10 protein-coding genes and 1 pseudogene are annotated in these 14,115 nt (G+C 35.7%); 9 read left to right on the top strand and 2 right to left on the bottom strand.

The genetic code is table 11. From position 1 onward, the window contains the following. Nucleotides 1-17 precede the first annotated feature (17 nt). The 6 genes from F5ESL0263_RS03215 (at nucleotide 18) to F5ESL0263_RS03240 (ending at nucleotide 7,275) form a co-directional block, all read left to right on the top strand. Nucleotides 18-1,760 carry an FAD-dependent oxidoreductase gene (locus F5ESL0263_RS03215; protein ID WP_122034821.1) on the top strand — a complete coding sequence of 581 codons (1,743 nt, stop codon included), beginning with the start codon at nucleotides 18-20 and terminating at the stop codon, nucleotides 1,758-1,760. 324 nt (nucleotides 1,761-2,084) lie between these two features. Further along, nucleotides 2,085-3,272, top strand: coding sequence for an MFS transporter (locus F5ESL0263_RS03220; protein ID WP_122034823.1), 1,188 nt, complete (start codon nucleotides 2,085-2,087; stop codon nucleotides 3,270-3,272). Nucleotides 3,273-3,691: 419 nt separating this feature from the next. Beyond that, complete coding sequence (gene manA / locus F5ESL0263_RS03225) at nucleotides 3,692-4,660, top strand: mannose-6-phosphate isomerase, class I (protein ID WP_046306596.1); 969 nt, start codon at nucleotides 3,692-3,694, stop codon at nucleotides 4,658-4,660. A gap of 27 nt (nucleotides 4,661-4,687) precedes the next feature. Next, the gene (locus tag F5ESL0263_RS03230; RefSeq protein ID WP_122034825.1) at nucleotides 4,688-5,083 is read left to right on the top strand and encodes an SdpI family protein; all 396 of its coding nucleotides are present in this window, start codon (nucleotides 4,688-4,690) and stop codon (nucleotides 5,081-5,083) included. Next, nucleotides 5,080-5,817 (top strand): response regulator transcription factor, encoded by a 738-nt coding sequence (locus tag F5ESL0263_RS03235; protein WP_046306599.1) that lies wholly within the window; start codon nucleotides 5,080-5,082, stop codon nucleotides 5,815-5,817. The genes F5ESL0263_RS03230 and F5ESL0263_RS03235 overlap by 4 nt, the downstream gene beginning before the upstream one ends. Before the next feature lie 6 nt (nucleotides 5,818-5,823). After that, nucleotides 5,824-7,275 carry a HAMP domain-containing sensor histidine kinase gene (locus F5ESL0263_RS03240; RefSeq protein ID WP_122034827.1) on the top strand — a complete coding sequence of 484 codons (1,452 nt, stop codon included), beginning with the start codon at nucleotides 5,824-5,826 and terminating at the stop codon, nucleotides 7,273-7,275. 45 nt (nucleotides 7,276-7,320) lie between these two features. On the opposite strand, the pseudogene F5ESL0263_RS03245 reads toward F5ESL0263_RS03240, so the two are convergent. Then, nucleotides 7,321-8,186: pseudogene (locus F5ESL0263_RS03245) on the bottom strand (SPFH domain-containing protein). Between the two features lie 39 nt (nucleotides 8,187-8,225). After that, a complete protein-coding gene (locus F5ESL0263_RS03250; RefSeq protein WP_122034828.1) occupies nucleotides 8,226-10,418 on the bottom strand; it encodes an LTA synthase family protein in 2,193 nt (730 codons plus the stop codon). Between the two features lie 144 nt (nucleotides 10,419-10,562). Between F5ESL0263_RS03250 and F5ESL0263_RS03255 the strand changes: the two genes are divergently transcribed. From F5ESL0263_RS03255 to F5ESL0263_RS03265, 3 genes are all read left to right on the top strand, one after another. Beyond that, complete coding sequence (locus tag F5ESL0263_RS03255) at nucleotides 10,563-11,186, top strand: VanZ family protein (RefSeq protein WP_122034830.1); 624 nt, start codon at nucleotides 10,563-10,565, stop codon at nucleotides 11,184-11,186. A gap of 81 nt (nucleotides 11,187-11,267) precedes the next feature. After that, nucleotides 11,268-12,614, top strand: coding sequence for a glucose-6-phosphate isomerase (locus tag F5ESL0263_RS03260; protein WP_046306607.1), 1,347 nt, complete (start codon nucleotides 11,268-11,270; stop codon nucleotides 12,612-12,614). Nucleotides 12,615-12,726: 112 nt separating this feature from the next. Further along, nucleotides 12,727-14,115: an MFS transporter gene (locus F5ESL0263_RS03265; RefSeq protein WP_122034832.1), complete on the top strand. Its 1,389-nt coding sequence runs from the start codon at nucleotides 12,727-12,729 to the stop codon at nucleotides 14,113-14,115.

Consider the following 14,115-nt stretch of genomic DNA (forward strand, 5'->3'; position numbering starts at 1 on the left):
AAGAAAGAGAATAAATCATGGCATTTTCAATTAAAACAAGAGAAGAAGAAATTGAACGTTTAAAAAACGAGAAACTAGATTTGCTAGTAATCGGTGGTGGTATTACAGGAGCAGGTGTGGCTTTGCAAGCTAGTGCAGCTAAAATGAAAACTGGCTTGATTGATATGCAAGACTTTGGTAGTGGTACCTCATCACGCTCGACTAGATTAGTTCATGGGGGTATTCGCTATCTTAAAACTTTTGACGTTCAGGTAGTTTCTGACACAGTTAAGGAACGTGCAGTTATTCAACATATCGCTCCACATATGACTCAGCCAGATCCAATGATTTTACCTATTTATGATGAACCTGGTGCGGCCTTTACTATGTTTTCTGTCAAGGTTGCAATGGATCTTTATGATCATCTAGCTGGCATTGAAGGAGATTCTCCTTTGACCAAATACGCTAATTATACGATGAATAAGGAAGAAACCTTAAAACGTGAGCCACAGTTAAATAGTAAAAATCTTCTAGGAGCAGGAGTTTATTTAGATTATCAAAATAATGATTCACGTCTGGTACTAGAAAACGTTAAAAAGGCACACGAATTAGGTTGTTTGGCTGTTAGTCGACTAAAATGTGTTGAAATTTTGCATGATGACCAAAAGCAAGCAAACGGCGTGCGTGTTCATGACAATTTAACTGGTGAAGATTTTGAAATTCATGCGGACGTAATTATTAATACTTCTGGACCATGGTCTGATTTGGTAAGACAATCAGATAAAGAAGTTTACAAGAAACCACGTTTACGTCCTACTAAAGGTGTGCACCTTGTTGTTGACCAATCACGTCTGACAGTACCACAACCAACTTATTTCGGTTCGGGTACTGATGACGGTCGTATGATTTTTACTATTCCTCGGGAAGGCAAGACCTACTTTGGGACTACAGACACCGACTTTAGAGGTGACTATGCTCATCCAACAGTTGAGCAAGGCGATGTTGACTACTTATTAGGTATTATAAATAAGAAATATCCTTCTGCTCATTTAACTATAGATGATGTAGAAGCTAGTTGGGCTGGTGTTCGTCCATTAATTGAAGTAGAAGTTGAAGGAAACGAAGCAGCTGATGCCGCAACAGGTGCCAGTGTTTCTGATAGTACTTCGGCACCATCAGCTGTGTCACGTGGTAGTTCATTAACTGAAGCAGAAGATGGATTAATCACTTTAGCTGGTGGTAAGTTGACCGATTACCGTATTATGGCAAATGGAGCAATGGATAAGATTCTGGAAAAACTACACGATAAGTTTTCAAAGAACTTTACCTTACAAGATTCAGCCGAAATTAAAGTTGCAGGTGGCGACTTTGACTCTGACAATGCTGAAGAAGAACTTGCCCGTATTGCTAAAGAGGGCGAAGAAGCTGGTCTGTCAAAAGCAGATGCGACAGAAATTGCCAATTTATTTGGTTCTGAAGCTGAACAAATATTTGATTATGCTCGTACAATTAAACCAGCAGATGGGCTAAGTCTGGGCGAAACTGCCACACTTGACTATTCGTTAGCTGAAGAAATGACACTGACACCTGTCGATTATCTTTTACGTCGCACTTACCACATTTTATTCAAGAGTGACACGTTGAATGAAGTTAAAACTGGTGTTGTCAACCATATGGCTGATTACTACGGCTGGGATAAAGTGCAAAGAGAAGAGTATGAAACTGAATTAAGGAATGAAATAGAAGAATCACGATTGGAAGATTTAAAAAGTAAAAACTAATATAATAAAGTAATAAAGAAACTAGTTGTGAATTATTCCTCAAAAAACCTGTCAGAACAATCTGGCGGGTTTTTTTCATTAATGCAGTTAATAGTAACGGTCTAATTAGTGCTATAGTTAAAATAGTAGAAAAAATCTAAAGACATCATTAATAGCTAAGTACCTATAAAATAAGTAATTTTACTTTTAAAGTGTTAAACGTGTGACTATTTTTCAAAAAGGAAAATAATAGGATATTTGTATTTAAATCAAAGCTTTTAGCTATTTTTATGGTTAAGAGCTTTTTATTTACTTTAATTTTTAGCTAGAAAGAGCATTGTAGGGATGAAAAAACTTAAAGAAGAATCCAAGCTTTTATTGGGATATGCAATTTCAGGAATGGGTGATCAATTTTACATTTTTGCAATCCCATTGCTAATGCTGTCTAAAACACATTCTTCAATTATCATGGGACTACTAACAGCAGTTGAATATCTCCCTACTGCCTTGTTCGGCTTGATTATAGGACCCATTTACGATATTTATCCAAGAAAAAGAATTATGCTTATTTCACTAGTGATGCAAATGTTGCTAATACTTTGTGTTCCAATTTTGACTGCCAATAAGATCTCAATTTATTTAATACTTCTTATTGTCTTTTTGCTTGGCAGCTTTGATCTGATCTCATGGACAGGTTATCAGATATTTATTGCCGAATCTGTCGATACAGAAGAATTATCAAGCGTTTCAGGTAAAGTTGGATTAATTTCATCTATTCAAAAAACGTTTGGTCCAGGGATTTCTGCAATTATTATTAATTTGCTTAACTATATGGGTGGATTCTTACTTGATTCACTTAGCTTCGGCTACCTTGCTTTAGTAATCAGAAACTACCAACCACTGCATGAAGAGAAAAATGCAACTGCTCAGAGCTCTTTCAAAAAAGGTACAAAAGATGGTATAAAATTCCTGTTCTCACAACATACAATAAAGTGGTTAATAATCAGCTTTTTAGTTGCTAATATCGGTTTTCAAGCAGTTATACCAATGTTAACTTTTGTTTTAAAGCAAGCTATGAACTTAAGCGTAAATATGGTCAGTATTTTCTTTACGGTCTCAGCGGTTGCAAGCATCATTGGAAATTTTGCTTATTTACATTTAAATAAAAAGTTCAAAATAGGATTTCAACTAGTTATGATCGGTCTGTTAATTGCATTAGGCTTTTCAATTATGCTCAATACCAAGTCTTTTATAATGGTAACTAGTGGTTACGCACTTGTTTCGTTTGGCAGTGTATGGTCTCAAGCAAATTTCTTTACGATTATTCAAGCAAAAACGCCAATTCAATATAAAGGAACAATTACAGCAGTTTCTACATCTTTAACTAGAATAATAGGACCAATCATGTCTTTAGTAAGTGGAGTCTTAGTTAATTGTGAAGTACATTTGATTTTTATTGTAGCTGTTATTTGCTTGATCGGTTCCGTTTTGCTCAATTTTGTAAGTGGCTTAAACAATCTAAAAGAACTATAGTCTGCAACTTTTTATAAACAAATGTTAATTTGTTATTGAAAAAACAAGACTTACTTTATAACATATAGGTGATGCAATCCATGATTAGTAATTAACCACATCTAGTAAAAATTACTTATGGATTGCTTTAAAATTATAGTATGATAGGTTTTTATACTGGTTATTTCAAATAGCACACAAATTTGTTTAATAAAAACATATAAAGAAAAACAATATAAAGTGACTGCAAAATATTACTTATCAATTATCTAGCTTGTTGCCATGGGATTTCTTTTTTATTTTTTAAAATTGGGCTGTATTTTTGAATTAACGATTTATAAAAAAATATTATTATTGTAACAACAACTTGTTTTCATATTTGAAAATTTGTTTTAATTTTAATGTGTAAAAGTTTAAACTTATATATGAGGTGATAGGGAATGGAACCGATCTTTTTAACTCCGTATTTTAGATCAAAAATATGGGGTGGCCGTAAGCTAGAAACAATCTTTAACTACGATATTCCTGATGGAAAAGTCGGAGAAGCATGGGTTATTTCAGGTTATAAGGACGATGCCTCAACGGCAACAAACGGCGAATTAAAAGGTAAGAGCTTGCGTTCGATTTATCAAGAAAACCCTGAGCTTTTTGGTAATCCGAAAAGTAAGGAATTTCCACTATTAGTGAAATTTCTTGATGCTAATGATGATTTGTCTGTCCAAGTTCATCCAGATGATGATTATGCTGAAAAAGTAGAAAATGATCGTGGAAAAACTGAAAGTTGGTACGTATTACAAGCTGATCCTGGTTCTTATTTAATCTATGGTCATACTGCAAAAACACGTGCAGAATTGGCTGATATGATTAACAAAGGCCAATGGGATAAGCTTTTGCGGAAAGTTCCAGTTAAAGCAGGTGACTTCTTCTACGTTCCGGCAGGTACAATTCATGCCCTAACTAAGGGAATCATGGTAATTGAAACCCAGCAGTCAAGTGATGTTACGTATCGCTTATATGACTATGATCGAATCGATGACAAGACTGGACAAAAGAGAGATTTACATACTGAGAAATCTATCGATGTTACTACCGTTCCTCACGTTGATCCTAAGCTTAACGGCAAGATTGAACAAGATCAAGATGCACAAATTACGACCTTGGTTGCTCCACCTGTATCACCACATTTTTATCTATGGCAAATTGATTTAAATGGTGAGTGGAGAACGGGCTTAAATGAACACCCGTATCTGCTAGTAACTGTAATTGATGGATCTGGTCAGCTAGAAACTGAATCTGATTCATACCAATTAAAAAAGGGCACAAATCTGATCATTCCTAATCAGATGAAAAAATTCACTTTCACTGGTAAAATGAAAATGGTTATTTCTGCTCCAGGAAATGACGAATAAATTTTCAAAATTAAAAGAGGGAAAAGTATGATATATATCGCTTGTGGATTAGTTATTATGGTTGTGGGAATTATCTGGCTAATTAATCCTCCCCGAAAACCGCATCCACTTTACGGATATTATTCATACCTTGCTCAGACTAATTCGACTAGTTTTAAGTTTGCTCAAAAAAAGGCTAGTCTTTACTTTATCCTTTTTGGCGGAATACAGTTACTAATTGGGATCGGTGTCCATTTGCTGAATTGGGATCGATATTTCCTAATTTGGTTACTCACATTTTATCTTTTTCTTGTATTTCCAATTATGGCAACAGAGAAAAGCTTAAAGAAGTTTTTGATTGATCGCCATGAATTGCCACATGATTACGTTAATCCTGATGACGTAAAGCATGAGAGAACTAAGGGATTTAGGGACCGAAAATGAAATTAAATATCTTAATGGTTGAGGATGACCAGTCCGTTGCAGAGATGATGGAAATGTTCATCAAAAAAGAGGGTTGGACAATGGAGGTTGCTACTGATGGGGAGCAAGCGGTTGAAAAATTTTCTGCTAATCCGGACCAGTATAATTTAGTTACACTGGATTTGAATTTACCAAAAAAAGACGGAATCCAGGTTGCTAGAGAAATTAGAGAGAAATCGCCAACTATTCCAATTATTATGCTGACGGCGAGAAATAGTGAAGCAGAGCAGATTTTGGGCCTAGGCGTAGGCGCAGATGATTATGTTTCAAAGCCATTTAGTCCATTAGCTTTAATTGCAAGAATCAAGGCTCTTCAGCGAAGAATTGATATAGAAGAAAGCCAAAGTAGAGCTAAAGCTAAAGCCGAAGCTGATAAAGTAAAAGAAAAGTTTGATGTTGAAACAGAACATATTAAAATTTCTAAAGACAGACGTGAAATCTTGTTTGATAACAAAAAAGTACCAGATATTACCCCAAAGGAATTTGATTTGTTGGCTATAATGGCAGAAAAACCTAAGCAGGTTTTTTCACGGAGCCAATTAATTGACTATGTTTGGGGCTATAATTTTTTTGGCGAAGAACGAACAGTCGACGCACACATCAAGAAATTACGACATAAACTAGAAAAAGTTGGAGCAAACGTCATTCAAACGGTCTGGGGAATTGGTTACAAATTTGACGATTCACAGGTTTAATAAATTATGAAATTGATTTATCAGCACATGCTTAGCTTTTTGCTGATTATTTTAACAACTGTTGCAATTATTGGCTATTCCGAAATTGCTTATGTAACAAACCAATCATATTCGCAAAACTATCAGCGAATGGAAGACTATGCGTCTTCTTTAGGCTCTTTGGCAGCGACGGATAAAAAGAATGGCACATTAATGTTAAATGCAAATTTTCTAAAGCAAATGGAATTTGTCTTACGTGGTGATGATCTTCATCTCCGTATTTTTGATTCAGATGGTCGCCAAATTTATCCGAAGACTGCTAAAGACTTGCACCTTGCATCTGATATATATGGTATTTTGAAACAAGGGCAAGAAATTCGTATTAAAAATAATAACGACTCTCATTCTTATATGGGCCACACTAATGATCCATGTACTGGTGTTCTTGTTCCTTGGATGAGTGAGCACAAGATGATTGGTGCAATTTGGCTTGGCGCTAGGGTAAAAAACGTTGAAAGACCAATAGCTATGGCGAAGCAAAATTTGGTAAATGCTTTTATTGTTGCGTTAACTGTCGGGGCTGCCTTAAGTTTAGCTTTGTCATATTACACTACTAGCAAAATTAAGCGTCTTTCGATTGCAACTAAGAAGGTTACTTCAGGTAATTTTGATGTACAGCTCAACTATAAAGGAAACGATGAAATCGATCAGCTAGCCGATAACTTTAACCAAATGGTACGGTCGCTGAAACAGTCTGATGAAGAAATCAAGAATCAGGAGAAACGGCGGGATCAGTTCCTGGCTGACGCTGCTCATGAAATGAGAACGCCGCTAACAACCATTAACGGAATTTTGGAAGGATTACAATATGATGCGATTCCTGAAGACGCTAAGCCTAAATCAATTTCACTAATGAAAAAAGAAACTAAAAGGCTAATCAGATTAGTCAATGAAAATCTTGACTTTGAAAAAATTCGCAATAATCAAATTTTGTTGGTTAAAACATCATTTAATGCAACTAAGATATTAGAAGATGTGAAAATGCAGCTTTCACAAAATGCTGAAAAGGAACATGATGAGATTAGAATTGCTGCACCTGGCGATTTGTCAGTTTATGCGGACAAGGATCGCTTTACCCAAATAATTTTCAATTTGGTTCAAAATGCAATTCAATTTACCAAAAATGGTCAAATAGTAATTAGTGGCCGAAGGAAAGACCATGCTACAGAAATTGTGGTTATGGATAACGGAATTGGAATGAGCGATGAACAAATGAAGTATATCTTTGACCGTTTTTTCAAAGCTGATCCGTCAAGGGCTCGTCAAGGAACTGGTGAATCTGGTCTTGGCCTTTCAATTGTCTCTTCGCTTATTAAGCAGCATGGTGGCAAAATTAGCGTAGATTCGAGTCCTAACGAAGGAGCTATCTTCACAATCACTTTCTTTGATGAAGGATATGAACAGTATCTATCTGAATAAACAAAAAGCACTTCAACTGAAGTGCTTTTTGTTTACTCTTAGGTATTATTCTTTTTTGTCAGTCGATTTTTGCCAAATTTTTGCTGTAGCAGGTACTGCACCTAAGTTAGTCATATCATCTTTATCGACTACAATTAGGTTAGAAGGACCAGAAGCAAGTTTGTTAAAACTATCTAGGCTTTGGTTTCTAAAATAACCATCTGAAGCTTTATCCAAGCTTGCCTGTAGCTGATTAATTCGGTATGCCTCAGCATCGGCTTCAGTTTTGACAGCTTCAGCTTTAGCCTTTGCAGTGGCAATAATGCCTCATTTTTGGCCTTAGTGGTTAATTCAATGTTTTTAGCTTCACCTTCGGCTTTTTCAATTGCTGCAATTTTTTCTCTATCAGCAGTTAGTTGTTTATCCATTGCCTTTTGAATTTCAACACTAGGAAGTAATTCATCAATATTGACACGAACTACACGAATACCATATAAATCTGTCAAATCGCCAATTGCATCAGCAAGTTGTGAATTAATTTTACTAGTTGAACCAAGGGCATCGTTTAAGTCCATCCGACCAATGATATCGCGTAAGTGTCCTCTAATTAATTCAACCATCGACTTAACTGAATCGGTATTGTTGTAAAAGTACTTATATGAATCAGTTACTAAATAGTTTAACGTCAAACTAGTGGTGATTTCAGCATTGTCCTTAGTAATAATTGAATACTTAGAAATTTCTGCTGGAAACATTGCTAATGAAACGCGTCGCAATCTTTGAATTACAGGTATGACAAAAACAAGGCCTGTTTTAACTGTTCTTGAGTATTTACCTAAAGTTTCGATTAGTCCTTCGTTATTTTGAGGAACAACTCGGCAGCATGATAGAAATAAAAGAATAACGACAATAACCAATATTAAATAAACCATAGTCAAAACACCTCAAATTATAAAAAGATTAAGTATGTCTTAATTATATTCTCTTTTTTTCTTTTGGCTATCGTTATCCCTTTTTTTATCTAAATGATTTTCTGCTACTGATTCAGGAATTTCTGTTATTTCGTAGTGGCGGCCATTTAATTCAGGGGCATCAGTACGATAAAAACGAGTAGTAGAGCGCTTATGTGTGGAGATTAGTGCTGTTGATTTGGTCTTTAATTTTGCTCTTAAGGCTTCCATTTGCTGGAAGTTACTCAAGTAATCGAATTGACCTGGATCAACTGGTTTGAATCCCTTCGGAGTGTAAAAACGTAAAAGGTTATGATTATTGAGTAGGTCAGAGTATTTAAGAGCCATCTTTCCTTTTTTGGCTAGCTCAGCAATTTCTTTGTTTTCTTTTTCAGTATAATTGATAATTTCTTTGCCACTGATTCGATCGTAAACGGTGCCTTTTTTACCTTTTCCACCGATAATAATGTATTTTTGACTGACAATTGTGCCATTTCTAAAAACAATCCACGGTTTGTACTTCGGTGATAGCAGGTCATTACCGAACTGAATATAATTCTTGTTGGAAATGCCAAGTAAGTGAAGTAGTGTAGGCAGAACATCAATTTCTCCTGCAACTTCGTTCATAATTTTGCCCTTTAAGCTAGGCGAGTAAAGCATAAATGGTACACGTTGCATTTGGACATTATTATAACTATTCCAGGTATCCGAGCTTTCGCCAATAATAGGGGCCAAGGTTTCATTTTCGGAATTACTTAAGCCGTAGTGGTCACCATAAATCATTACCACTGTGTTTTTCATTAAACCAGATTTATTCAAATAGTCGAAAAATTCTCTGATTGCTTGATCAAGATAGTGGGCCGTTTCAAAGTAGTTGTTGATAGCTTTGTCAGATGTATCCGCAGTTTTAAAGTTTGGATCGCGATCTTCTTCGTCCATATCAAACGGGGTATGGTTAGTAACTGTGATAAATTTGCTATAAAAAGGTTGTTGCATGCGCTCAAGATATTTAACACTTTCAGCGAACATGACTTTGTCTTTAATTCCGTAACCAATACTATCGCTTTGATCATGACTGTAATAATTTTGGTCAAAGAAGTAGTTATAGCCCATATTTTTGTATACATCGTCACGATTCCAAAATGAACCAACATTACCGTGAAAAACGGCTGAAGTGTAGTTGCCATTTTCGCGTAAAATTTGTGGAGCTGCTTGGAAGGTATTTGAACTACCTAGCGCAGTAAAAAGTGAACCGTCTGAGATACCAAATGTGCTTGTTTCAAGCATGTTTTCTGCATCACTAGTACGTCCAATTCCAACTTGATGATAGAAATTAGAAAAACTAAGTGAATGACGACTATGATAGATAGAATTAAGAAAAGGTGTGACTTCCTTGCCGTTAATTTTGAGATCAATTACGAATTGCTGGAAACTCTCTAGGTGAATTACAACGACATTTTTGCCTTTGGCAGCACCATAATACTGAGGGCTAACTGGTAACTTGTTTTTACGTGTATAAGCCAATATTTTGTTTAAGTCAGCGGTGTTAGCATTACGATTTACTTGTTCAGTTTGTTCATTTTTCACGCCGTCGTACACGGTAAAAGTGTCAATTCCTAGGTACTTTACAATGTAAGAACGGTCAAAAGTTGTTCCTAAAAGACGTGGGCGTGACGATTCTGCTAAAAAAACATTAAGACTTAAAATTAGTGCTCCACACGTTGTAATCGTAAATGGAGTCAGTAATCCATATGATTTTTGGTCAATTTTGATTTTATGAGCAAGTAAAAGTCCTATCACAATAATTAAGTCAAGCCATAAAATTAGGTCAGAGGGCTTTAATAGGGCAACCGCACTTTTTCCAAGACCTGGTGCTACTTTAGCTGCATTAGTCATTGTTTTGACAGTAATGAAGTCTGCAAATTGTCGATAATTTAAGATGTTGGCAAAAAGCAAACCAGTATTGGCGAAATCCATTATCAACATGATGACATAGGATACAACTGGTTTAGAAAAGTAAAATCCAATGCTTAGTAATAAAACTGCCGATCCGATAGGACTGATCCACATGATAATGTGTTGGTAAGGATCACTAATGCCCAGGTTAAAATCATGATAGGCAGCAAAAATATATTTTAATGTAAACAAAATAACCAACAGACAAAAAAAGCCTGTACGGGTCTGGATAAAATTAATCAGCTTCTTTTTTTTCAAGTTGAACTCTCCTTATTTAATTATTTTAGAATTTTCGCGCACTTTAGACAATCATTTCTGAATTGTTAGTCCTTTTTTAAGAAAAATTTGGCAAAGATTGGGTATAATCTAGATGAACACTAAATTTATAGGACTTGAACTAAAATGATATTTCTAGGACCGCTATATAACTTAATTGCTCAAAGTTATGCAACTAAAGTTAATCATTTTGCCTTAATTAAGTTAATTATGTTGGCATTTGATAAGACAATTTTTTATTTTTTGGTTTTCATGATTTTGCGTTTGTTTTGGTTAATGGTGGTAAGACGAAGGCGAACACTTAAATCAGAAGCGACGGTATGGCTGTTTGCTTTTTATTTGATTTTAATTTTAATGTTAACCACTTTTCGCCGAACATATTTCCCATGGCAACTTTCTTTCAATTTCCATCGACCGCTAAGTGATATTAATCTCGTATTTATGAAAGAAACTTGGAAGATGTACTATGCTCAGAGTCGGTTGGATTTTATTTACAACTCACTAGGTAATGTGGCTTGCTTTTTACCTTTCGGTTTTTTAGCACCATTTGTTTTTTCAAAAAAGCAAACTTTTATCAGGGTGTTAGTAGCAGGCGTCTTATTTTCAGTTTTTATTGAAACAATGCAGTTTTTACTCGCAACCGGTGTGAGTGACATTGATGATGTCTTTTTTAATAGTTGCGGGGCGGCCTTTGGTTATTTACTATACTGGCTTTTTCAACAATTACGAGTAAAGCTGAAAACAATTTAAAAAGCGCTGGTATTTATAAAATAAGATTGCTAAAATGGTTTTGTGAAATAGATATTTAATTCAATAAAGGGAGCGTATTTTATGAGTTTAATTAAATTCGATAGCAGTAAATTAACACCATTTGTTCACGAAAATGAACTAGGCGAAATGCAAGCAATGGTTGATGCTGCGTCTAAGGAATTAAAGGAAGGTACCGGTGCAGGTAGCGACTTTTTAGGTTGGGTTGACTTACCAGTTGATTACGATAAAGAAGAATTTGCTCGTATTAAAAAAGCAGCTGCAAAAATTCAAGCCGATTCAGAAGTTCTGATTTGTATTGGTATTGGTGGCTCATATCTTGGAGCCCAAGCTGCCATTGAATTCTTAAATAGCGCTTTTTATGGTAAAGGCAAAGATAAGTACCCAACTGTTGTCTTCTGTGGTAACTCACTTTCTGGTTCATATCTTCATGATTTGATTGAATGGTTAGGAGATAAGGACTTTAGCATTAACGTTATTTCTAAATCTGGTACAACCACAGAACCTGCTGTTGCATTCAGAATATTTAAAGATAAGTTAATTAAGAAATACGGTAAAGAAGAAGCTCAAAAACGTATCTTTGCTACAACTGACCGTGCTAAAGGCGCTCTTAAGACTGAAGCAGATGCTGAAGGTTATGAAGAATTTGTTGTTCCAGATGACATTGGTGGTCGTTTCAGTGTCCTTTCTGCTGTTGGTTTATTACCAATCGCTGTTTCTGGTGCTGACATTGATCAACTTATGCAAGGTGCTGCTGATGCGCGTAGTGAATATACTGATACTGACTTATCAAAGGCAACACCATACCAATACGCTGCTTTACGTAACATCTTGTACCGTAAAGGATACACTACTGAAATTGTAGAAAACTACGAACCAACTCTGAGAATGTTTAGTGAATGGTGCAAGCAATTAATGGGTGAATCAGAAGGTAAGGACAACAAGGGTATTTGGCCAGCAAGTGCGAACTTTACAACTGATCTTCACTCATTAGGTCAATACATTCAAGAAGGTTTACGTAACTTGTTTGAAACAGTTATTAGAGTTGAAAATCCTGCAAACGACGTCGAGATTCCTTCAGATGATCGCAATTTAGATCAACTAAACTTCTTAGAAGGAAAGAGCTTAAACTTTGTTAACGATCGCGCATACGAAGGTGTTGTTTTGGCTCATACTGATGGTGGTGTACCTGTTATGACTGTTAATATTCCAGATCAAACTGAGCACACATTAGGTTACCTCATTTACTTCTTCGAGTTGGCCATTTCAATTTCTGGTTACCTCAATGGCATTAACCCATTTAACCAACCAGGTGTTGAAGAATACAAACGTAACATGTTTGGTCTATTAAACAAACCAGGTTACGAAGCTTTACATGATAACTTAGTATCACGTTTTGAGCAAGAATAAGGATAATTTGTCCTGTACATTGTTATCTGATCGGTGAAAACCGATTAAGGATTGGAAAGGGTAAAAGCTAATTAGCTTTTTACTCTTTTTTATTACTGGGAGGTTTAAGAGAATGGAAAGAAAAGCAGAGACACCAAAACATATTTTGGCAATAGTTAGCTGCGCTCTGATGGCATTTGTATCAATTTTAACGGAAACAAGTTTGAACGTTACTTTTCCTACGTTAATGAAACAATTTCATATTGGTCTGGGGCTTGTTCAATGGACCACCACAGGATACCTTTTGACAATTGCAGTTATTATGGTTGCAAGCTCATATTTAAATGAGCGCTTTTCGGCTAAACAGCTATTTTTAACTGCAGCTATTTCATTTATCGGCGGCTCAGTAGTTGCTGGACTTGCACCTAATTTTTGGGTTTTGCTTGCAGGAAGACTCATTTCATCCGTGGGAGCTGGTCTGTCAATTCCACTGATGTTTAATTTGGTTGTTGAACTAATGCCGCAAGAAAAATGGGGCTTTTATATGGGATTAACTGGTCTAGTAGTTATTCTTGCCCCATCTTTAGGACCAACATTTGGTGGGACAGTTGTTTATTATTTTGGCTGGCCATTAATTTTTCATATTGTTGCTTTAATTGCTGTAGTCGTACTAATCATCGGTGCTCTTTCAATTGAGCAATACCACGAAAAAAAGCATCCAAGCTTTGATTGGACGAGTTACTTTGTGATTGCCGCGGCTATGATTATCTTTAACTTGGGCTTTAATCGAATTAGTAATGGCTTGGGTGATCCATATTTTTGGTTAAGTATGGTTGTTGTTGCAGCGCTGGTATTCCTTTTTATCAAACTCTCGAAGAAGAGCAAAAAGAAGCTAATCAACTTGGATATTTTCAAAAATAAACCATTTGTTTTTGCGATGATTTCTTATTTATTGCTGCAATTTATTAATATTGGAACTAGTTTCGTGTTGCCAAACTATGTTCAGATTGTTAATCATGAAAGTTCACTCATTGGCGGGTTAGTTTTACTTCCAGGATGCATTTTAAGTGGCTTTTTGAATCCATGGTTTGGGCATATCTATGATCAAAAAGGGCCAAAACTTCCATTTTTAACTGGTACAATCTTTTGTTTTACGGCAAGTATACTATTTACAATTTTCGGTTTGAAAATCTCAACAGTTATGGTGGGAGTTTTCTACGGTATTATGATTATTGGGCGACAAATGGCGTTCAACAATACAATGGCTGAAGCATCTAAATTGCAACCGGACAATTTACATACTGATGCTACAGCTGTCTTTCAGACTGGTCAGCAGTATGCTGGCTCAATGGGAACAACGGTTATGGCCACAATTATTTCGGCTTGGCAAAAGAAACCAGGCAATTATTCTGTTTTGACTGCCCAGGGAAGTCAGGTTGCTTTCTTAGTTATGTCAATCATTAGTGTCATTATTTTCTTAAGTTATCTAAATTTATTTAGGTTAGAATCAAAAAATAAATAA

The organism is Lactobacillus sp. ESL0263 (assembly GCF_003692845.1).
Taxonomy (GTDB): domain Bacteria; phylum Bacillota; class Bacilli; order Lactobacillales; family Lactobacillaceae; genus Lactobacillus; species Lactobacillus apis.